Genomic DNA, 21,863 nt, shown 5'->3' with positions numbered 1-21,863 from the left:
TCCCCGCCCATGCGCCTGTCGTCCCTGACCCGCCGGACCGCCCTCGCCCTTGTCGGAGGGGCGCTGACGACCGGGGCCGGGCGGGCGCCGCAGGCCGGGCCGGAGGACTGGGGGGCCCTGGCCGCCGACGTCCGGGCCGAGTTCCGCTGGGCCTGGCAGGCCTATGTTGAGAAGGCGTGGGGGCGGGACGAGATCAATCCGGTGTCGGGCACGGCGCAGAGCTTCTTCATCGACGGCCACGATCTGGGCCTGTCGCTGATCGAGGCCCTGGACACCCTGTGGCTGATGGAGCTGGACGCGGAGTTCCAGGCCGGGGTCGACTGGGTCCGGACCGAGCTGGACTTCGACATCGACGGCGACATCCAGGTGTTCGAGGCCAATATCCGGCTGGTCGGCGGCCTGCTGTCGGCCCATCTGGCGTGCGGCGATCCCGTGCTGCTGGACAAGGCCCGCGACCTCGCCGACCGGCTGCTGAAGGCCTTCGACGCCTCACCCCACGGCCTGCCGTACCGCTATGTGAACCTGAGGACCGGGGCCGTGCGCGACCCCGAAACCAACCTCGCCGAGATCGGCACCTATATCGCCGAGTTCGGGGTGCTGAGCCGGCTGACCGGGGATTCGAAATACCATGCGGCGGCGCGCCGGGCGATGCTCCACGCCCTCAAGCTGCGCTCCCCCATCGGCCTGATGGCCGCCAACATCCATGCGGAGACGGGGCAGTTCACCAGCCGCAACGCCTCGATCGACGTCTATGCCGACAGCTTCTACGAATACCTCTGGGACGCCTGGGAGCTGTTCGGCGACGCCGAGTTGCGCGACGCCGCGCGCGAATGCCTCGCCGCCATGATCGCCCATCAGGGCAAGCGCTACGACGGCCTGCTGTGGTTCCCCATGGTCGACTTCGAGACCGGCGCGGTGACGAACACGTCGCAGACGGTGCTGGGGGCCTATCTGGCCGGGCTGCTGGGTCAGGCAGGCTTCCGGGCCGAGGGCGACGACTTCCTGAAGACCTATGAGACCATGCAGGACCGCTACGGGATCGTGCCGGAATCGACCGAGGTCACCACCGGCCGGCCCCGCACCCTGCGCACCGGGCTGAGGCCCGAGGTGGCCGACGCCTGTCTGAACCTGTGGCTGGGCGACCGCGACGATGTCTACCGCGCCATCGCCGCGACCCACTACCGCAACATGAAATCGAGCTCGAAGGCGGCGTATGGCTACACCGGCCTGACCGACCTCTCGACCCGGCCGATGACCCAGGGCGACAACTGCCCCGGCTACTGGTGGTCCGAGCAGATGAAATACTACTGGCTGATGTTCGCCGAGCCGAAGCGCATCGACCTCGGCCAGCTGGTGCTGTCGACCGAGGCCAATGTGTTGCGGGGATTTGTCCCCGCCTAGCGCGCCGTCGACATCGAATACGGCCGCGCCGCCGCCCCCGCGCCCCAGCTCCGGTTCGGCTCCGCCCCCATGACGAAATGCAGTTCGCCGCCGGCGAGGATCTCGTCATGCCCGATCCACGTCCGGTCCAGCGGGCGGCCGTTCAGGGTCACCGACCGGATATAGCGGTTCGCGTCCGCCAGCCCCCCGGTCGAGATCACGAACCGCCGCCCGTCCGGCAGGTTCAGCGTCGTCCGCTCCGTGAACGGCCGCCCGATCACATACTGCCCCGAGCCCGGCGTGACCGGATAGAAGCCCATGGCCGTGAACATCAGCCAGGCCGACATCTGGCCGACATCGTCATTGCCCGACAGGCCGTCGGGCCGCGACTGGTACTGGCTCTCGACGATCTGTTTCAGCCGCTCCTGGGTCCGCCACGGCTGGCCGGCGTGGACATAGGCATAGGCCGAATGGTGGCTGGGCTCATTGCCGTGGATATACTGGCCGATCAGGCCGGCGATGTCCTCGGCGTGGGAATAGTCCAGCCCCGTATTGTCATGGTCGAACATGGCGTCCAGCCGGGCCACGGTGGCAGCGTCCCCGCCCATGACCTCGACCAGCCCGGCCATGTCCTGGGGCACGAACCACGAATACTGCCAGGCGTTGCCCTCGGTGTAGTCCGAGCCATAGTTGATCGCCACCGGATCGAACGGTTCGCGGAACGACCCGTCCGCCTTGCGGGCCCGCACGAAGCGCGTCTGCGCATCCCAGGTGTTCTTCCAGAAGCCCGCGCGGCGGTCGTACTCGGTCGCGACGTCGGCGCGGCCCAGACGCTCCGCCATCCGCGCGATGGTCCAGTCGTCATAGGCGTATTCGACCGTCTTGGACGCTGCTTCCGGCTCCCGGTCGATCGGCACATAGCCCAGGTCCATATAGTCGCCGAGCCCCCCATAGGGCCGATAGGTGGCCGAGGCGATCATGGCCGCCAGCGCCCGGTCCCCGTCGATGCCCGGAATGCCTTTCAGATACGCATCGGCGATGACCGGCACGGCGTGATAGCCGATCATGGTCCAGGTCTCCTGCCCCTGCACCGACCAGACCGGCAGGATGCCGTAGGGGCTGACCTCGCGGGCGGCGATCAGGGAGTTGACGATGTCGGCGTTGCGCGCCGCCGGCTGCACCAGGGTCAGCAGCGGATGCTCGGCCCGGAAGGTGTCCCACAGGCTGAAGGTCGAATAGGTCACGGCGTCGCGCTGGTGCACCTGATTGTCCGGACCGCGCCAGCGGCCGTCGGCGTCCGAGGTGACCGAGGGCGCGATCAGGGCATGGTACAGGGCGGTATAGAGGCCGGTCCGCATCTCCGGTTCCGCCTCTATGTCCAGCACCGACAGGGCCTCGGACCACTGCGCCCGGGTCTCCGCCCTCTGGGCGTCGAAGTCGAAGCCGGGCTCGGACTCCAGGTTCAGGACCGCCCCCGCCTCGTCCACCGACGACACCGCCACCCGGACCAGCAGCGGCTCGTCCAGCGGGCCGAAGCTGAAGGCCGCCTGCAGGGCCCGCCCCTGGACCTGGGCCCGGTCCTCGACACCCCGCCCCGGCTGGCGAAAGCCGTTGTAGGCGATGTCGGTCTCTCGGTTCTGCAGGGCCTGCCCCAGCACCGGGCGCGAGAACCGGATGGCGAAATACTGCTGCCGGCCCGGGGCCCAGCCGCGCGTCTCGCGCATCCCGGTGACCGTGCCGTCGGGCCGGACGCGGATCCGCGACCACAGCACCTTGCCCGGATAGTCATAGATGGAGGCCCGCAGATCCAGCAGGATCCGCGCCTCCTCGCCCGCCGGAAACACATAGCGGTGCAGGCCGGTGCGCAGGCCCGCGGTCAACTCGGCCCGCACCCGGCTGTCGGCCAGGGTCACGGCATAGTAGCCGGGCTCCGCCGTCTCCGTGGCCTTGTCGTAGCGCGAGCGATAACCCGAGCCCGGCTGCGCCGGATCGCCCGCGTCCCAGACGATCTCGCCCGACAGGGGGGTGATCAGGACATCGCCCAGATCGGAATGGCCGGTCCCCGAGAAATGGGTGTGGGAAAAGCCCAGGATGGTCGGGTCGTCATAGCGGTAGCCCGCGGCCCAGTCGTAGGACTGGCGAAAGTGCCGGTAGTCGGTGTCGGGGCTCAGCTGCACCATGCCGAACGGCGCGACCGCGCCCGGAAACGTATGCCCCTTGCCCGCCGTGCCGATGAACACATCCACCGCCTCGACCGGCGAGGGTGCCGCGCCCCGCTCGTCCTGCCCCGGAGCCTGAGCCTGACCCAGCGCCGGCCCCGCCAGCCACAGCGCCAGACCCAGCCCGATCCACACACCCCGCATCACACCCCTCCCAAGGCCGTCCCCCGACCGATAGCCCGGGACCGGGGCGGGGACCAGAACTCCTGACACGCGGGGGCGAGGCGCTCCAGTCTGTCTTCAGACCGTTCGACCCTCGCCCGGGGGATCCGACACCCGCCCTCGCCGTCCGGCCCCTTGAGCCCCCGCGCCCGCTCCAGCGCCTTGATGCTGGTGTCCGGCGTCGGCAACTGCTCGGGCATCACGCCGCTCGGTTCGGCAATCGTGCTTCGAAACGGCAGCCGTACCTGGCCGTCGCCGCGCTATCGCTATGAGCGAACGGCCGCCTTCCAGCGCTAAACTTTTCGAGAAAATGTTCGAGCCAAAAGCAAGTAGGATCCGAAAATCGCTAGTGCTTGGCCAGCAAACGTCCAAATGGGCGACGTGCCGGTGCTAATCTGCCATGCGCAGAATCCGATAACCGACACGAGTAGAATAACCGACCCAAGCTTTTCTCTACCAGCCTTGAAAATGGTCGCACCGGCGGAAATTCCTCCGAGCAACGCAGTTGCGAGAAGATTCCTCGGAGATAAAACAAACTCATCAGACATAAATAAATGAACGCTAAGCGCCGCGATCATCAATCCCGGCACTACAATAAAATAATTAGCGATACTATTACTTGCCATAACGGCTCCCTTGGGGTGGCAGGCGGAACAGCGCTCATACAAGCGCCGTCCCGCCACACTACTTACCCTTGCATGTCTGCTATCCCGGCTCCGGCCGCAGAACCCGCTCCGATAGCGATAGCACTGTCTCTCACAAGTCGCGCTCCAGCAGCAGCAACCGACGGTCCGTACCTGATTATCGCATGACGAGCCGATGCATAGACTACAGCCGCAACAAGCGGAGGGAAGCCCCCGTTGGTGGCGTCGATCTCCTGATCGTCCAGCAGACGAATATCCGAACAGGTCATTGTGCTCCCCCTTTCTCTGCTGCCGCAAGGGCGGCAAGTTCGCGTCGCCGCTGCTTGTAGGAAGCTGCCGCAGCCGCGATTCCCAGCCCGATCGGAATGGCGGCAAGCCAGATAGCACCACCGTGCACGTTATCGATTTCGCCGTTATCCAGTTCACGCACGTCTAAACCGAAGGCCAACATGGCTCCCTCCTAAACAATAGATGAAGTGCGCGTCCCGGAACGCTAGGTGAGGTTGCAAGTCGACCGTGTTGAGGTCAACCTGCAAAACTCCAAGCTGTACTGTAAGTGCGAGGTCCTTTGTCCGAATTATTCCGCAAGGAGGCCATCCGCCACGCCACGCGCCGTTTGGCTGGCGAGGTGGTGCTAGCTTCATCTATCTCAACGAAACTTCTAGCAACCTTCGCGGTTTTGGTCGTTGTTATCGCTGTGTTTTTCGTCAGCACAGCGTCCTATGCCCGTCGAGAGACAGTGGCCGGCTGGCTTACACCTGAGGAAGGACTGATCCGCTTGACCGCGCGTCACGGCGGCGTGATTTCAGACCTGCACGTTGCCGAGGGGCAGATTGTCGCACCTGGCCAGGCTGTGGCAACCGTCACACTATCGCAGGCTCTGGAGAGCGGCGACAGTTTCGAGGCTCTATCGCGTAGCTTGGACGCTCAGCAGGCGGCAGCCATTGGGCGCGCCGAGGCGGTTGTGGCTACCCTCGACGCTGAGGCGCGCCAGCTGGCGGCGCGGCGCGAGGCACTGGGTCGCGAGCTCGCCGAAACGCAGCGGCGCATCGGGCTTCAGGACCAGCGGCTGGAGCTAGCCCGAGCCGAGGTTGAGCGAGCCGAGACCATCGCCGCCCAAGGCTTTCTGCCCCGCCGCGAACTGGAAGCCCGTCGCAACGCACTGCTGGCCGTCGAGCAACAGGGCTCGGAACTGGCGGCCGAAGCGCTGAGCTTTCAGCGTGAAATAGGCGAGCTCGGGGCCCGGCTGGCAGCTATTCCCATCGCCCGGCGCGCCGGCGCCGCCGAGGCTGCCTCGACGCGTGCGGAGCTCGAACAACAAGCAACCCAGACCGAGGCCCAGTCATCCTACCGCGTTGTTGCATCCATCGCTGGCCGAGTGGCGGCCCTGCCGTTGGCTCGAGGCCAGACGGCACAGGTCGGCGCGTCGATCGCCATTCTGACCGCCGGGGACTCCCCCCTTGAAGCCGAGCTCTATGTGCCCTCTCGCGCGGTGGGCTTCATACGCGAGGGGCAGGAAGTACGCCTGATGTACCAGGCCTTCCCGCATCAGAAGTTCGGCACCGGGCATGGGCGGGTGCTGACTGTTTCTCGCACGGTCCTGGCACCCGCCGAGGTGGCCATACCCGGTCTGCAGGTACAGGAGCCGGTGTTCCGGGTTCGGGTGCGCCTGGATCGCGACCAGGTGCAGGCCTACGGCGAAAACCTCCCGCTCCAGCCGGGCATGTTGCTGACAGCCGACGTGGTAATCGACCGTCGCACCCTGGTGGAATGGCTACTCGATCCACTCTACGCGGCCGGACGGCGAGCTTGAGACTCATGTCCGAACTGAACTTCTCGCGGCACCGTCGACTGCCGATCATCCAACAGGTTGAGGGGACGGAATGCGGACTGGCCTGCATGGCCATGGTCGCGCGCTACCACGGCCATGACGTCGATCTGAACGGTCTGCGCCAGCGCTTCACCCTGTCGATGTCGGGGGCGACCCTGCGCAGCATCATGGGCCTGGCCGACAGCCTCGGCTTCGCGCCCCGCGCCCTCAAGGTCGAGCTGTCGGCCTTGGACAAGGTACGGCTGCCCGCCATCCTGCACTGGGACCTGAACCATTTCGTGGTGCTGAAATCGGTCGGCAAGGGCAAGGCGGTGATCCACGACCCCGCCCTGGGTGCCCGGACCTACAGCCTCGACGACCTGTCGAAACATTTCACCGGGGTGGCGCTGGAGCTGACCCCGTCCAACACCTTCGAGAAGGTCACCGCCCGGGCCCCGATCAAACTGACCAGCCTGTGGTCGAAAATGGTCGGCTTCTGGCCCGCCTTCTTCCAGATCTTGGGCCTGTCGCTGGCGCTGCAGGTGGCGGTCTTCGCCCTGCCCTTCCAGCTGCAGCTGGTGGTGGACGAGGCCATCTTCCGCGCCGACCGCGATCTGCTCGCGGTCCTCGCCATCGGCTTCGGGGCCCTCGTCGTCGTCCAGTCGGTGATCGAGGCCCTCAGAGCCTGGGCGCTGCAGGTGTTCGGCCAGATGCTCAGCTTCCAGATGGTCGGCAATCTGGTGCGGCACATGATCCGCCTGCCGACCGACTGGTTCGAGAAGCGGCATGTCGGCGACATCATCTCCCGCATCGGCTCGGCCTCGGCCATCCAGGACGTGCTGACCCGGGGGGTCATCGCCGCCCTGATCGACGGTCTGATGGCGATCGTCGCCATCATCATCCTGCTGCTCTACTCCCCCACACTCGCGGCGGTGGTCGTGGGGGCCGTGGCCCTCAATCTGATCCTCGCCTTCGCCCTGTTCCCCGCCATGAAGGCGCGCACCGAGGAACAGATCATCGAGAGCGCGCGCGAACAGTCGCACATCATGGAGACCGTCCGCGCCGCCACCACTATCAAGGTCATGGGGCGCGAGGCCGAGCGCGAGAGTTCGTGGCGCAACCTATACGCCAACGCCATCAACGCCGCGGTCTCGGTCGGCAAATACCAGATCTCGCTCAGCTTCACCCAAGGCCTGATCACCGGCCTGCAGACGGTGCTGGTCATCTATCTCGGGGCACGCACCATCCTCGCCGGTGACGGCTTCTCGGTCGGTATGCTGTTCGCCTTCCTGTCGTTCCGCCAGACGTTCACGGACCGGGCCAACGCCCTGATCAACCAGGCCATCCAGTTCCGCTTCCTGAACCTGCATCTGGACCGGTTGGCAGACATCGTCACGGCCGAGATCGAAACCTCGCCCGCCGCCGCCCCGCCGCGGCTCGATGTGCGCGGGGCCATGGCCCTGACCGACATCGGCTTCCGCTACGGCGCGGCCGACCGCGCCATCCTCGAGGGACTGAATCTCACCGTGAAGCCCGGCGAATTCCTCGCCATCACCGGGGCCTCGGGCGGGGGCAAGACCACCCTGCTGAAGCTGATGCTGGGCCTGCGCCATCCCACCGCCGGCACCATCACCCTCGACGGCCAGACGGCGACCCCCGACCTGTGGCGCGCGTGGCGCGAACAGGTCGGGGTGGTGGCCCAGGACGACCGGCTTCTGTCCGGTACCATCGCCGACAACATCGCCTTCTTCGACCCCGACCTCGACATGGTCCGGGTGCAGCAGGCTGCCTTGGCCGCCCAGGTGCATGAGGACATCGTGCGCATGCCGATGCAGTATCTGTCTCTGGTCGGGGACATGGGCTCGACCCTGTCCGGCGGTCAGAAACAGCGCGTGCTGCTCGCCCGCGCCCTGTATCGCCAGCCGCGGATCCTGATCCTCGACGAGGGCACCGCCAACCTCGACGTCCAGACCGAGGAGATCATCGCCGACCTGATCGCCCAGCTGCCCATCACCCGCATCGTCGTCGCCCACCGCCCGGCCCTGCTGCAACGCGCGGATCGGGTCGTGATGGTCGAAGGGGGGATTCTGTCATCGACCCAGATCGAAAGACCAGGGGCCGAGGCCGAGATCGCTCAGGCCTGATCAATCATCGTCCATCTTCAACGCAGCGATGAAGGCCTCCTGCGGGATCTCGACCTTGCCGAACTGGCGCATGCGCTTCTTGCCGGCCTTCTGCTTCTCCAGCAGCTTCTTCTTGCGGGTGGCGTCGCCGCCGTAGCATTTCGACGTCACGTCCTTGCGCAGGGCGCGGACGGTTTCCCGGGCGATGATCTTGCCGCCGATGGCCGCCTGGATCGGGATGACGAACATGTGGGGCGGGATCAGGTCCTTCATCTTCTCGACCATGCCCCGGCCGCGCGTCTCGGCCCTCGCGCGATGCACGAGCATACTCAGGGCGTCGACCGGCTCGGCATTGACGAGGATCGACATCTTCACGAGGTCGCCGACCTTGTAGTCGGTCAGTTCGTAATCGAACGAGGCATAGCCCTTCGAGATCGACTTCAGCCGGTCGTAGAAGTCGAACACCACCTCGTTCAGCGGCAGCTCATAGACCACCAGCGCTCTTGAGCCGACGTAGGACAGTTCGATCTGCGACCCGCGCCGGTCCTGACACAGCTTGATGACGCCGCCGAGGTATTCGTCGGGGGTCAGGATGGTCGCCTTGATCCACGGCTCGGAGATGGTCTCGATCTGCATCACGTCGGGCAGGTCGGCCGGGTTGTGCAGGTCGATCTCGGTCCCGTCCCTCAGGCCGATCTTGTAGACCACACTGGGGGCGGTCGCGATCAGGTCGAGATTGAACTCGCGGCTCAGGCGCTCCTGGATGATCTCCAGATGCAGCAGGCCGAGGAAGCCGCAGCGGAAGCCGAAGCCAAGCGCGGCCGAGCTTTCCATCTCGAAGGTGAAAGAGGCGTCGTTCAGGCGCAGGCGGCCGATGGCGGCGCGCAGGTCCTCGAAATCGGCGGCGTCGACCGGGAACAGGCCGCAGAAGACCACCGACTGGACCGCCTTGAACCCCTTCAGGGGCTCGGCCGTAGGGCGGCGTTCGTCGGTGATGGTGTCGCCGACGGCGGCGTGGGCCACTTCCTTGATCTGGGCGGTGATGAAGCCGACCTCTCCCGGGCCGAGACTCTCGACCGGGGTGTTCTTGGGCAGGAAGACGCCGACCCGGTCGATCAGATGGGTCGAGCCGTTCTGCATCATCTTGACCCGCATCCCGGCCTTCAGCGTGCCGTCGAAGACGCGGACCAGCACGACGACGCCCAGATAGGGGTCGTACCAGGCGTCGACCAGCAGGGCCTTCAGCGGGGCGTCGGGGTCACCTTTCGGGGCCGGCAGGCGGGTGACGATGGCCTCCAGCACCTCCTCGATGCCGATGCCGGACTTGGCGCTGCACAGGACGGCGTCCGAGGCGTCGATGCCGATGACGTCCTCGATCTGCTGGCGGACCCGTTCGGGCTCGGCGGCGGGCAGGTCGATCTTGTTCAGGACCGGCACGATCTCGTGGTTGTTGTCGATGGCCTGATAGACATTGGCCAGCGTCTGGGCCTCGACCCCCTGGGACGCATCAACCACCAGCAGCGAGCCCTCGCACGCCGCCAGCGACCGGCTCACCTCATAGGCGAAGTCCACATGCCCCGGCGTGTCCATCAGGTTCAGCACATACTCCAGCCCGTCCCTGGCCGTGTAGTTCAGACGCACCGTCTGCGCCTTGATCGTGATCCCCCGCTCCTTCTCGATCTCCATATTATCGAGCACCTGCGCCGACATCTCGCGCGCGGTCAGCCCCCCCGTGACCTGGATCAAGCGATCGGACAGGGTGGATTTGCCGTGGTCGATGTGGGCGACAACAGAGAAATTGCGGATTCGGTCGATGGGGGGCGTCGTCATTGTGCCGGGCGGTTAGCATGACCGCGGCCCGTGCGCCAACGTGGCCGGAACGCCCACCGCCGGCCGGGTCCGGCACGGGCTTCATTATTTCCCTGTAATGGCGGTCTGCGAGGTTTGAGCGGGGACCGGGAACGCGGTATGAGGCCGGACGCTCGCGGCGATCGGTCGCCCGGCACCAAGCCCATCGCGGCGCTCCCCCCGCCGCATCAACGACAGGACCGCTCCGTGGCCTTCACGCCCTCGACCCTTCCCGTGCGCCGCGCGCCCGTTCTGGCGGCCATCCTTGGCCTGGCGCTGCTGACCGCCGCCTGCGGGGGGTCCGAAGGCAAGGAGGCCGACACCGCCGCGCCCGACGCGGTCGGCCAGGCGGTCACGGCCATGACGGTCACCACCACCGACCTGCCCCGGATCGTCAATGCCTCCGGCACCGTCACCGCCTGGGAGGAGGTCCCGGTCGGGGCCGAGACCGGCGGACTGGTCGCCACCGCCGTCTATGTCGATGAGGGACAATACGTCCGCCAGGGCCAGCCGCTGGTGCAGCTGAACGACGCCCTCCTGCGGGCCCAACTGCGCCAGCAGGAGGCCGCGGTCCAGACCGCCGAGGCCAATCTGGCCCGGGACGAGGCCGCCCTGTCGCGGGCGCAGGAACTGCTGGGCCGGGGCTTCCTGTCCCAGGCGTCCCTCGACACGGCCCTGGCCAATCAGCGGGCCGCCTCGGCCAACCTGGCGTCTTCTCGGGCCGAGCTCAGCGAGACCCAGACGCGGGTCAATCAGGCCACCATCCGGGCACCGGTTTCGGGCCTGATCTCGAGTCGCAGCGTTACCAAGGGCCAGATCGTCCCCGCCGGGTCCGAACTGTTCCGCATGGTCCGCGACGGCCGGCTGGAACTGGACGCCCGCATCCCCGAGGCCGAACTGGCCCTGATCCGCGCCGGCATGCCGGCCACCATCATCTCTGACCAGGCGGGTCAGGCTTCAGGCACGGTGCGTATCGTCACCCCGCAGGTGGACCCCCAGACCCGTCTGGGCGTCGCCCGCATCGCCCTGACGGGCGGAACGGCCCTGAAGCCCGGCATGTTTGCCCGCGCCGAGATCGACGCGGGGTCCCAGCCGTCGCTGACTGTGCCGGCGGGCGCCGTCGTCTTCCGTGAGAACCGGCCGGGGGTCTATGTCCTGGCCGACAACTCCACCGTTCGCTTTGCCCAGATCACCGAGGGCGGTCGGGCCAATGGCCGGGTGGCGGTGGCCACCGGCCTCCAGGCCGGCCAGCGGGTGGTGGTGGAAGGGGCCGGGTTCCTCGGCGAAGGCGACCAGGTCCGGGTGGTCCCGTCCGCGGCGGCGGCTCCGGCTGCTACGCCCGCAGCCCGGACCCGCTGAGCCATGAACTTCAACAACATCTCCTCCTGGTCGATCCGGAACCCTATCCCGGTCGTCCTGCTGTTCATCGTGCTGACGATCGCGGGCCTGATCAGCTACGGCCGGCTGCCGGTGAACAACTTCCCCAATGTCGACCTGCCGGTCGTGGCCGTCACGGTCGTTCAGTCGGGCGCCGCCCCGACCGAGCTCGAGACCCAGGTGACCCGCCTGATCGAGGACGCCGTCGCGGGTCTGGGCGAGGTCGACGACATCAATTCGGTCGTGAGCGATTCCGTCTCGACCACCTCGGTCACCTTCAACCTTGGCGTGGACCTCGAGAAGGCGACCAACGATGTGCGCAACGCCGTCGCCGGCGTGCGCCAGAACCTTCCGGCCGACGTCCAGGAGCCGATCGTCCAGCGGATCGAATTCACCCAGGTCCCGATCGCCACCTATGTGGTCCGGGCTCCCGGCATGAACCCCGAGGAGCTGAGCTGGTTCGTCGACAACACCATCGCCAAACGCATGCTGTCGGTCCAGGGCGTCAGTCAGGTCAGCCGCGACGGCGGCGTCAATCGCGAGATCCGCGTCAAGCTGGATCCCGAGAAACTGGCGGCCCAGGGCGTCAGCGCCGCGGCCGTCTCGAACCAGCTGCGCGCCGCCAACATCAACCTGCCCGGTGGCCGTGGCGAGATCGGCGGCAATGAACAGGCCATCCGGACCCTGGGGTCCGCCCCCTCGGTCGAGGCCCTGGCCGAAACCCTGATCCCGGTCGGCGGCCGTACGGTGCGGCTGGGCGACCTCGGCGAGGTCACCGACGAATGGTCCGAGCCGCGCGGACGGGCGCGTTTCAACGGCGGGGAGGTCGTGGCCTTCTCGATCAGCCGGTCCAAGGGCTCGTCCGAGCTGGACGTCTATGAGCGGACCAAGGCCGAGATCGAGACCCTGGATACCGAGCTGGCCGATGTCACGATGGAGGAGGTGACCAACACCACCCAGGACGTGATCAACAATTTCCACGCCTCGGTCGAGGCCCTGTTGCTGGGCGCGGGCCTCGCCGTGCTTGTCGTCCTCGTGTTCCTGAGGGACTGGCGTGCGACCTTCATCGCCGCCGTGGCCATGCCCCTGTCACTGATCCCGACCTTCCTGGTCATGGACCTGATGGGCCAGTCCCTGAACGTCGTCACCCTGCTGGCTCTGTCGCTGACCATCGGCATCCTTGTCGATGACGCCATCGTCGAGATCGAGAACATCGTCCGCCACATTCGCGACGGCAAGGCCCCCTACCCGGCCGCGATCGAGGCGGCCGACGAGATCGGGCTGGCGGTCATCGCCACGACCGCGACCCTGATCGCCGTCTTTGCCCCGACCGGCTTCATGCCCGGCGTCGTCGGCCAGTTCTTCAAGAGCTTCGCCATCGCCGCCTGCGTCAGCGTCTTCTTCTCGCTGGTGGTGGCGCGCACCCTGACACCGCTGATGAGCGCCTATCTGCTGAAGGCCAACCAGGGCAAGGAGCATGGCGATCCCGCGTGGATGACCGCCTATCTGAAGCTGCTGCGGTGGGGCCTGGGTCACTCGGCGTCCGACCGGTTGAAGACCGAACGGGCCGCGAAAAAGGGCGGCTTTGTCCGCCGGCATCTGCTGTGGCGCGTGCTGGATCACCGGATGTGGGTGATGGGCCTTGGGCTGCTGTTCTTCATCTTCTCCCTGTTTCTGGCGTCGCGCCTGCCATTCGAGTTCATCCCGGTAGAGGATGTGTCACGCTCCAATGTGACGGTGCAGTTGCCGCCCGGTGCCACCCTGGCCGAGACCGACACGGTCGTTCAGCGCGTGACCGATGCGCTCAGCGCCCGCCCCGAGGTCCGTTCGGTCTATGCCTCGGTCGGTTCCGCCACGACCAGCTTCGGCCCCGGTGGCGGCAGCAGCGCGGGCGAGGTCCGTCGGGCCTCCATCACGGTGAACCTGGTCAAGAAGAGCGAACGCAACATCCGCCAGCAGGCCTTCGAACAGGAAATGGGTCCGATCCTGCGCCAGATTCCCGGCGCGCGGGTACAGTTCGGGCAGGACGGCGGCGGCGGCGGTCAGGTCTCCATCTCGCTCGTCGGCGACGATGGCGACGTGCTTGAGGACGCGGCCGCGGCGGTTGAGCGCGAGATGCGCGGTGTTCCGGGACTCACCAATGTGATCTCAACCGCAGCCCTCGTGCGCCCCGAGATCCTGATCACCCCCAAGGGGGACGTGGGGGCGCTGCAGGGCGTTTCAGCCTCGGACATCTCGTCGGTGGCGCGGGTCGCCACCTTGGGCGACGCGGATCAGTTGCTGCCCAAGTTCAACCTTGGCGACCGTCAGGTGCCGATCCGGGTCATGCTGACCGAACAGTCCCGCAGCGACCTCGGCCTGATCGAGAACCTGCAGGTCCCGACGGCCTCGGGTGCAACGGTACCCCTGTCTTCCGTGGCCGACATCAGCTTCGGGGCCGGCCCCAACCAGCTGACCCGTCTGGATCGCCGGCGTGTGGCCAGCCTGACCGCCGAGCTGAACGGCATCACCCTGGGCCAGGCGTCGGATCGGGTGAACGCCCTGCCATCGATGCAGAACCTGCCGGCCGGGGTCAGCCAGGCCGTGTCGGGCGAGCTGGAGAACCTGCAGGAGACGGCGTCCGGCTTCATCTTCGCCATCGTGACCGGCATCCTGCTGATGTATGTCGTGCTGGTCCTGCTGTTCAAAAGCTTCTTCCACCCGGTCACCATCCTGGCGGCACTGCCCGTGTCGTTTGGCGGGGCCTTCTTCCTGCTGCTGGTGACCGGCAAGGCCCTGTCGATGCCGGCCCTGATCGGCATCATCATGCTGACCGGGATCGCGGCGAAGAACTCGATCCTGCTGGTCGACTACGCGATCATCGCCATGCAGCGGGGGATGAACCGGTATGACGCCGTGGTCGATGCGGCGCACAAGCGGGCCCAGCCGATCATCATGACCACCCTGGCCATGGGCCTGGGCATGCTGCCGATCGCCATGGCCTTCGGGGAGGGGACGGAGTTCCGCTCGCCCATGGCGATCGCGGTGATCGGCGGGCTGATCACCTCCACCGCCCTGTCGCTGATCTTCATCCCGGCGGCGTTCAGCCTGATCGACGGGGTCAAGAAGCGGATGGAACGGCGTCTGGGCCGGATGTTCGACGGACAGCACGCCGAGACAGAGCCCGCCGGGACCGAGCCCGCCGAATAGGCGGCACGCTCCACCGGGCACGGTCCGCGATCGGCGGGCTGTGCCCGGGCGGCCCCGGGTTCAGGGCGGTTCGACCTGCCGGACACGGCACCGCCCATCACGCGTCCCCTTTACCGTCACCCTCTCCTGGCGTTGCCAGTCGGGTCAGGGGTACCCTCACCGGGTCGGCCGGATCAGCGGCACGGCGCGTGCACGCGGCGGGGGCCGGGATATGGGTGCGGCGGCTTCCTCCACACAGAGAAAGGCCGGCCCGGGTTGCCCCGGGCCGGCCCAGTCGTCCGGGTTCAGGCCCGGATCAGTATTTCAGTCGCAGGGTCGCGCCATAGGTGCGCGGCGCCCCGAGGAAGGCGTCGTAGGTCTGGGTGTCGCGGGCACCATTGTAGAAGGTGCCGCCCGGCTGCGGTGTGGACTGGAAGGCGGTGCCCTGCAGCGGACCATTGAAGCCGACCTGGATGTACTCCTCGTCGGTCAGGTTCTGGGCCCAGGCTTCCAGCGTCCAGCGCTCGTCTTCCGAACCGATCGAGATCCGGCCGTTGACGGTGCCGAAGCCTTCCTGGAGCTTGAACGGGATCAGGTCCGACCCGGTATTGTACTGGGTCATGTATTTGCCGGCGAGCGAGACACCGAACTGCAGACCGTTGCCGATGCTGCGATCAAAGTTGATCGACAGGGTGCTGGACCATTTCGGCGCGAATGACGGGCGCGAGCCCGGCAGCAGGGACGCATTGGCGAAGTTGGCCGGAACCAGCAGGTCGGCGGGACCGAATTCGCCGTATTCCGCGTCCGTATAGGTCAGGCCGCCCGAGAAGCTGAGACCCTCGACCGGGCTGAACCAGACCATGTCGGCATCGACGCCGCGCGACGTCAGCTCCGGCACCGGCTCGACGGTGAATCCCACGCCGTTGAAGGTGTTGAGCTGGAAGTTCTCGAACGTCTGGTCGAAATAGGTCGCGTTCAGCAGCAGCGTTCGGTTCAGCAGCGTCATCTTCACGCCGGCCTCATAGCTGTCGACGGATTCCGACGGGAAGAACAGCGAGGCGTTCGGAGTGATGCCGGTCTGCACGCGGTCAAGGTTGAAGCCGAAGCTCTTGTAGCCGCGGGCATAGGAGACATAGCCCAGCAGCTCCGGATTGAGGCGATAGGACGCCTTGACCGTTCCGCTCAGCTCTCCGTCGTCGAACTCGTCCTGGACGATGCGGTTGTTGAAGGCCGCATTGGTGAAGGGCAGGCACAGAGCGCCGAGCACGCCGGGCACCGACGCTGCGCCGAGGGCACCACCGATCACCCCGGCATTGCCGAGGGCGCGGGCGCAGGCGGTGCCGTTGCCATTGGTGTTGACCTGGAGCCCGCTGAGCGTCTTCTCGTCCATGGTGTAACGCAGGCCCAGGGTCAGATCGAGCTGGTCGGTCACATGCCAGGTGTTGTTGGTGAACAGGGCGACCGAACGGCTGCCCTGGCTGTAGACATCGCGGTAGGCCTGACCGGTGCCCAGACCGGGCCCGCTGGCGGGAACGGCACCATAAAGGCATCCGCCCAGGGCCGCGGCGCTGGTGGGCGAGGCGGTGAAACAGCCGATCCGGGCCGGGCTCAGAGGGATCGGGCCGGGAGGAGTCGGGGTCGCCGCGGTCGAGGCATTGAAGCTCGCCGTCAGCAGGTAGGAAATGAAGGCGTCGTAGTCGGTGCCCAGATAGAAGGTGTCGCGGCGGTTGACGCTCTCGTCGGTCGCGAACAGACCCACCAGCCAGTCGAGCTTGTCCGTCGCCCCGGCCAGACGGAACTCCTGGGTCAGGGTCTCGACGCCGTAGCCGTTCTCGCCGTCGTTCTGGCGATAGGCGATGTCCGCCCCGGTGTAGTCGATGTCCTGGGCGAGATCCGAGCTCCAGTCACGCCATGAGGTGACCGAGGTCAGGGTCGAACCGCCGAACCAGTCGAGGTCGATATTGGCCTCGACCGAAAGACCCATGTCCTCGATCTCCTGGGCCGTCGACCGGTTGGAATAGGTCTGGCGCGAGAACGGCAGGGGCGCGAAGCCGGCGGCCGGAGGGGCGACGCCATTGCCATCGGACAGCAGGTTGATGAAGGCCGCCGTCGGGCCGCTGCGCAGCTGGCTGGCGGCGCAGCAGTATTCGTCACGGCTGGAATAGTCGGCGATGATCCGGATCGACGAGGTGTCGTTCGGCAGGATCAGCAGCTGGCCGCGCAGGGTGTAGAAGTCCTGGTTGCCATCGTCGCTCTCGGCGCGCTGTCCGTCGCCGCGATCGACGTCATTGAAGCCGTCGCGAACGCGGCGGCCGGCGTACAGACGGAAGGCGACCTCGTCATTGATCGGGCCGGTGACCGAGCCGGACGCTCCGAGGGCCCCGTAGTTGCCGGCCGTGAACTCGGCATTGTAGCCGGGGGTGAAGGACGGGGCGGCGGTGATGATGTTGATGACGCCGGCCGAGGTGTTCTTGCCGAACAGGGTCCCCTGCGGGCCCTTCAGAACCTCGATGCGCTCCATTTCGCCGAGGTCGCCGAAGCCGACCGAGTTACGCGAGCGATAGACGCCGTCGATCACCACGCCGACCGAGCTTTCCAGACCGGGGTTGTCACCCACGGTACCGACGCCGCGGATGCGGGCAGTGGTGGAGGCCTCGGACGAGGTGGAGGTGACGGTCAGGCCGGGCGTCAGGATCTGCAGATCCTTGATGTCGCGGACCCCGGCGTCCTGCAGCGTTTCGGCCGACAGGCTGGTGACCACGATCGGCACATCCTGGAGGCTCTGCTCGCGCTTCTGGGCCGTGACGATGATGTCGTCGACCGAGGACGCCTGGTCCTGGGCCGCGGCGATACCGGCGAAGCCGAAGGCGACAGCCCCGACGACCGCGGCTGATGCAGTGCAGCGAAGAATTTGATTAAGACGCATGGATGGCTCCCGGCTCATGGCCGGACGCGCCCTTCCGGGGCGAGTCGCGGCGTTTCCTGTCCCAAACCGCGCACCTCTTTCGGGGCGTCGGATTCTTGTAACAGTGGGCGTAGTCCAAGCTGCAGGGTGCGACAAGGAAAACGGCGGAGACCGCCGCTGTTTTCACCGCGCCGCCGGGGTGTGTGTGACGCAAAAGCGACATAACGAGATGACGCAAGGTCAATATTCGCGCCGGTTGGTTCAGTAATCGAAGTCAGAAGGCCCGCATTTCCGATCTTGCGTCCGTGTTGGTCCCGGAATGCGGCTGGCGTGAACGGTTGTGTCCGCCAACGTCTTCGAGGGAACAGTCGCGCGCGCCCGAATTTTTGCTGCAGCGCACACTAAAGGGCCCCTGTTGCACTGCGGCACATGCGATCACATGTGCAGTCCATGCCCCCCAGCCCTGCGTACCAGCCTCAACCGCGGTTCTTTGATCTCGGTGCCGAATACGGCGATGCCGTTCGGCCCGCAGCCTTCCCCGAAACGACCCTGAGGGTCCGCAACGACCTGGCCGCCGCTACTGTCGGCCTGGCAGACCTGACCGATGCGAAATGGATCGACCATTTCGGGCGGTTTACCCCCCTGCCCGGCCAGCCGGGGCCGGTGGCGATGCGCTACCACGGCCACCAGTTCCGGACCTACAATCCCGACCTCGGGGACGGGCGGGGCTTTCTGGCGGCGCAGCTGCGCGACGGCGACGGACGACTCCTGGACCTCGGTACCAAGGGCTCGGGCACCACGCCCTGGTCGCGGTCCGGTGACGGACGGCTGACACTGAAGGGCGGAGCGCGCGAGGTTCTGGCGGCCGCCATGCTGGAGGCGCAAGGCGTACCCACCAGCCGGGCCCTGTCCCTGATCGAGACCGGTGAGGCGCTGGAGCGGGGCGACGAACCCTCGCCGACCCGCTCCGCCGTCCTCGTCCGGCTGCAGCATAGCCACATCCGCTTCGGCACCTTCCAGCGCGCCGCCTTCTTCGGGCGCGCCGACATGGTCGAGACGCTCGTGGAGCACGTGCGGTCACTCTACCACCCGGCGGTGGCCGTCGGCGACGCGCCGGGCCTGCTGGCCGCCATCGTCGCCGCCTCGGCGCGGCTGACGGCGCGCTGGATCGCGGCCGGCTTCGTCCACGGGGTCCTGAACACCGACAACCTGAACGTCACCGGAGAAAGCTTCGACTACGGCCCGTGGCGGTTCCTGCCGTCCTACGAGCCCGGCTTCACCGCGGCCTATTTCGACAGCCAGGGCCTTTACGCCTTTGCCCGCCAGCCCGAGGCGGTATTCTGGAACCTGACCCAGCTGGCCGGCTGTCTGAAGCTGGTGGCCGATGCCGCGCCCCTGACCGAGGCGCTGAACGGCTTCGGCCCCGCCTATATCCGCGAGCTCCGCGCGGCCTTCCTTGAGCGGCTGGGCGTGAAGAGCTTGGGCGAGGCGGCGGACCAGCGCCTGCTGGACACGACACTGGCCCTGCTGCGCGAGGGCGGCGAGGCGGTCCGGTGGGAGCCCCTGTTCCACGACTGGTTCGCCGGCTTCTCGTCCTCGGCCCGCGCCCTGGCCGGGCCGCGCGGCAAACACTGGCAGGGTGAGGCCTTCGACGCCTTCCGCTTCGCCCTGTTCGAGCACGAGCCCGACCGGCCGGAGCGGCTGGAAAACCCGGCCTTCGCCGCTCCGGAGCCGGAGGAGATGCTGATCGACGAGGTCGAGGCGATCTGGTCGGCGATCGACACCGCGGATGACTGGTCGCCCCTGCACCACAAGCTGACCAGACTGGAAGCGACCCGCCGCGCACGGGCGTAGATTACCAAAGTTTCATATCGAAAAACAATAATCTTCTTGATCGTTTATCGATACGCTCCTATCCAGCCGCCGACGGGGTCGCCCGGATGCGGCCGGAAGGGATACGGTATGAAACTCATCGGTCGTCGATCTGTCGCCAGCGTGATGTGCTGGGGCCTTGGCTTCATCAATGTTTTTGTGACCCTCGGCGTCGTCGCCACCGGCCTCGGCCTTCTCGTCAGCACGCTGTTCCCCGAGTTCGGGGCCGGCCTGATGGACGGGCTGACCGGACGGGAGAAGAGGGACATGGCACTGGCGGTCTCCGAGCGGATCACCCTGATGGCCGCCTTCGTCGCCACCGTGAGCACCTGGTGGGTCATCAATCGCCTTCGCCGCATCTTCCTTGCCGTCAATCAGGGCGATGCGTTCGAGCCCGCCAATGTGAACCGGCTCCGTGCCATGGGGCTGGGTCTCATGGGCGTGCAGATCGCTGCGGCCATCCTGACCTTCAGCGCGCCCCTCGCGGAGGGCAGGGCCGACCGGGACTATGACATCAACCTCGGGGCCTGGCTGGGCATCCTGATCGTCTTCATGCTGGCCGAAGTCTTCCGGCAGGGTGCCGCCATGCGCGACGACGCGCAGATGACGGTCTGAGGGAGAACGCCCCGATGGCCATCCTCGTGCAACTGGATCAGGTGCTGCTGGAACGCCGCATGTCCCTGACCGAACTCAGTGACCGCGTCGGAGTGACCGTCGCCAATCTGTCGATCCTCAAGACCGGCAAGGCCCGGGCGATCCGGTTCAGCACCCTGGACGCCCTGTGCCGCGAGCTGGACTGCGCGCCCGGCCGACTCCTGGCCAATACCGCGGAACCCCAGCCGGGCGGAGAAACCGGCGAGGACTGATGGGCTCGCGTGGGTGCGCAACACGCCGCCCGTCGCGCCCGATGACGTCCCCGGAAGGCCCGGCGAGCAATAAGTCATCAATTGATGTCATCGGGTGATGACACGGCGCTGAAGCTGTGCCATGACTGTCTGCACAGGCGGTGTCCGCGCCGGATTACCGACTTGTATGCATCCCGCCACCCTGCCGCCCGGCATCCACGGCACAGCTTCGTTATCACACACGGTTACGGTCGGGTCTGCGGGCCCTTGCGAAACCGGATCACCAAACTGATCTAGACACTGTTACCAATCCTCCCGTCCTCCCCGACGACCGAAAAAGCACCATGCAAACGACCTTCTCCCCCGGCCGCCCGCCCGTCTCCCCCGCGCGCGCCCGCGCCCTGGCAGGCTACCGTAACCTCGCGCTCTGGACGCTGCAGGGCTGGGTGGCGATGTTCTTTGTCGCAGCCGGCTACGCCAAGCTGACCGAGCCGCTGGACAATCTGGTGGCCCTGATGTCGTGGCCGGCCTTCGTGGCGGAACCGCTGGTCCGCGGCGTGGGCATTGTCGAGCTGGTGCTCGCGCTCGGCATGCTGGCCCCGCTGGCCTCATGGCGGATCGGCCGCTGGCCCCTGCTGATCTCGGCCTCCGGTCTGATCGGGCTGGAGACCGTCATGCTGCTGGTCCATGCCGCCGGCCTCGACCTGGGCCTGGCGCTCGTCAACGTCGCCCTGCTGGCAATCACGATCCCGGTGCTGCTGGGCCGCCGCTGACGCCGGTCCTCCGGCAGCGCTCGGAACAGAACTTCACCTGATCCCAGTCGCGCGCCCATTTGGCGCGCCAGACGAACGGCCGCCGGCAGACCGGGCAGTCCTTGGACGGCAGGTCGCCCTTGGCCGGGGCCTGCCCCCTGTTCACATGTTTGCGCGCCATCCGGCCGTATCGTCTGCGGCCCCGCCGGGCGCAAGCCCGTGCGACATGCTGAAAGCTTCCCTTTACGTCCGCGTCAAGTTATGAAGTCGTCATGGGCACCGCCGACGACCATCGCACCTATTCGATCCGCCAGCTCTGTCGCGAGTTCGGCGCGACGGCCCGGGCCCTGCAATTCTATGAGGACAAGGGTCTGCTCACCCCCGCCCGCAAGGGCCAGACCCGGGTCTACGACGCCCGCGACCGGGCCCGGCTGAAGCTGATCCTGCGCGGCCGCCGCATCGGGTTCACCCTGACCGAGATCCAGGAAATGCTGGATCTGTACGACCGCAACGACGGCAACACCCATCAGATGGCCATCGCCCTGCGCCGTCACCGGGCCCAGATCGCGGCCCTGAAACAGCAGCGCGAGGACCTCGACGCCGCCATCGAGATGGCCGAGGAAGCCTGCGCCGCCATGGAGGCCCGCCTGTCCGAACAGCGGCCCGACCTCCTGCCCGGGGCTGAGGAATATGCCTCGGTGCTGCGCGACCGCCTCGACCACCACCACCATCATCCGTTCAAACTGAGAGCCTGACCC

General features: G+C 67.0%; 16 protein-coding genes. 11 read left to right on the top strand and 5 right to left on the bottom strand.

Features of this window, described 5'->3' with window-relative positions; all coding sequences use genetic code 11:
* Positions 1–9: 9 nt before the first annotated feature.
* Positions 10–1,401, top strand: a complete 1,392-nt coding sequence (locus SJY26_RS07415) for a glycoside hydrolase family 47 protein (RefSeq protein ID WP_396595493.1) — start codon at positions 10–12, stop codon at positions 1,399–1,401.
* Here SJY26_RS07415 and SJY26_RS07410 read toward each other — a convergent pair.
* On the bottom strand, positions 1,398–3,743 hold the full coding sequence (locus SJY26_RS07410; RefSeq protein ID WP_396595492.1) for a GH92 family glycosyl hydrolase: 2,346 nt from the start codon (positions 3,741–3,743) through the stop codon (positions 1,398–1,400). The two genes, SJY26_RS07415 and SJY26_RS07410, sit on opposite strands and share 4 nt — an antisense overlap.
* A 153-nt stretch (positions 3,744–3,896) precedes the next feature.
* On the opposite strand from SJY26_RS07410, the gene SJY26_RS07405 reads away from it, so the two are divergent.
* Positions 3,897–4,058, top strand: coding sequence for a hypothetical protein (locus SJY26_RS07405; RefSeq protein WP_396595491.1), 162 nt, complete (start codon positions 3,897–3,899; stop codon positions 4,056–4,058).
* Positions 4,059–4,670: 612 nt separating this feature from the next.
* Here the strand turns inward: SJY26_RS07405 and SJY26_RS07400 are convergent.
* Positions 4,671–4,856: a hypothetical protein gene (locus SJY26_RS07400; RefSeq protein WP_396595490.1), complete on the bottom strand. Its 186-nt coding sequence runs from the start codon at positions 4,854–4,856 to the stop codon at positions 4,671–4,673.
* A 117-nt stretch (positions 4,857–4,973) separates the two neighbouring features.
* Between SJY26_RS07400 and SJY26_RS07395 the strand changes: the two genes are divergently transcribed.
* Together SJY26_RS07395 and SJY26_RS07390 are read left to right on the top strand one after the other, a co-directional pair.
* A complete protein-coding gene (locus SJY26_RS07395) occupies positions 4,974–6,218 on the top strand; it encodes an HlyD family secretion protein (RefSeq protein WP_396595489.1) in 1,245 nt (414 codons plus the stop codon).
* Positions 6,176–8,359, top strand: coding sequence for a peptidase domain-containing ABC transporter (locus tag SJY26_RS07390; protein WP_396595488.1), 2,184 nt, complete (start codon positions 6,176–6,178; stop codon positions 8,357–8,359). Before SJY26_RS07395 ends, SJY26_RS07390 begins: the two co-directional genes overlap by 43 nt.
* Here the strand turns inward: SJY26_RS07390 and lepA are convergent, their stop codons facing one another.
* Positions 8,360–10,168 carry a translation elongation factor 4 gene (gene lepA, locus SJY26_RS07385; RefSeq protein WP_396595487.1) on the bottom strand — a complete coding sequence of 603 codons (1,809 nt, stop codon included), beginning with the start codon at positions 10,166–10,168 and terminating at the stop codon, positions 8,360–8,362.
* A gap of 225 nt (positions 10,169–10,393) precedes the next feature.
* Between lepA and SJY26_RS07380 the strand changes: the two genes are divergently transcribed.
* Both SJY26_RS07380 and SJY26_RS07375 read left to right on the top strand, forming a co-directional pair.
* Positions 10,394–11,545 carry an efflux RND transporter periplasmic adaptor subunit gene (locus tag SJY26_RS07380; RefSeq protein ID WP_396595486.1) on the top strand — a complete coding sequence of 384 codons (1,152 nt, stop codon included), beginning with the start codon at positions 10,394–10,396 and terminating at the stop codon, positions 11,543–11,545.
* Between the two features lie 3 nt (positions 11,546–11,548).
* Positions 11,549–14,752, top strand: coding sequence for an efflux RND transporter permease subunit (locus SJY26_RS07375; RefSeq protein WP_396595485.1), 3,204 nt, complete (start codon positions 11,549–11,551; stop codon positions 14,750–14,752).
* Positions 14,753–15,047: 295 nt separating this feature from the next.
* Here the strand turns inward: SJY26_RS07375 and SJY26_RS07370 are convergent, their stop codons facing one another.
* Entirely contained in the window at positions 15,048–17,657 is a 2,610-nt protein-coding gene (locus tag SJY26_RS07370) for a TonB-dependent receptor (protein WP_396595484.1), read from the bottom strand.
* 429 nt (positions 17,658–18,086) lie between these two features.
* Here SJY26_RS07370 and SJY26_RS07365 point away from each other — a divergent pair, with 429 nt between their 5' ends.
* From SJY26_RS07365 to SJY26_RS07350, 4 genes are all read left to right on the top strand, one after another.
* A complete protein-coding gene (locus tag SJY26_RS07365; protein WP_396595483.1) occupies positions 18,087–19,490 on the top strand; it encodes a protein adenylyltransferase SelO in 1,404 nt (467 codons plus the stop codon).
* Between the two features lie 108 nt (positions 19,491–19,598).
* Positions 19,599–20,123 (top strand): DUF2975 domain-containing protein, encoded by a 525-nt coding sequence (locus SJY26_RS07360; protein WP_396595482.1) that lies wholly within the window; start codon positions 19,599–19,601, stop codon positions 20,121–20,123.
* Between the two features lie 14 nt (positions 20,124–20,137).
* Complete coding sequence (locus SJY26_RS07355; RefSeq protein WP_396595481.1) at positions 20,138–20,374, top strand: helix-turn-helix domain-containing protein; 237 nt, start codon at positions 20,138–20,140, stop codon at positions 20,372–20,374.
* Between the two features lie 323 nt (positions 20,375–20,697).
* Positions 20,698–21,126, top strand: a complete 429-nt coding sequence (locus SJY26_RS07350) for a DoxX family protein (protein WP_396595480.1) — start codon at positions 20,698–20,700, stop codon at positions 21,124–21,126.
* Here the strand turns inward: SJY26_RS07350 and SJY26_RS07345 are convergent.
* Positions 21,095–21,286, bottom strand: a complete 192-nt coding sequence (locus SJY26_RS07345) for a DUF2256 domain-containing protein (RefSeq protein ID WP_396595479.1) — start codon at positions 21,284–21,286, stop codon at positions 21,095–21,097. The genes SJY26_RS07350 and SJY26_RS07345 overlap by 32 nt on opposite strands.
* Before the next feature lie 91 nt (positions 21,287–21,377).
* Here SJY26_RS07345 and SJY26_RS07340 point away from each other — a divergent pair, with 91 nt between their 5' ends.
* The gene (locus tag SJY26_RS07340; protein WP_396595478.1) at positions 21,378–21,860 is read left to right on the top strand and encodes a MerR family DNA-binding transcriptional regulator; all 483 of its coding nucleotides are present in this window, start codon (positions 21,378–21,380) and stop codon (positions 21,858–21,860) included.
* The last annotated feature ends 3 nt before the right edge of the window (positions 21,861–21,863 follow it).

Origin of the sequence: Brevundimonas sp. R86498 (assembly GCF_044598075.1) — a bacterium.
Lineage (GTDB): Bacteria > Pseudomonadota > Alphaproteobacteria > Caulobacterales > Caulobacteraceae > Brevundimonas.
The sequence above is the reverse complement of the archived record's forward strand: the minus strand, read 5'-3'. Positions and strand labels throughout refer to the sequence as shown.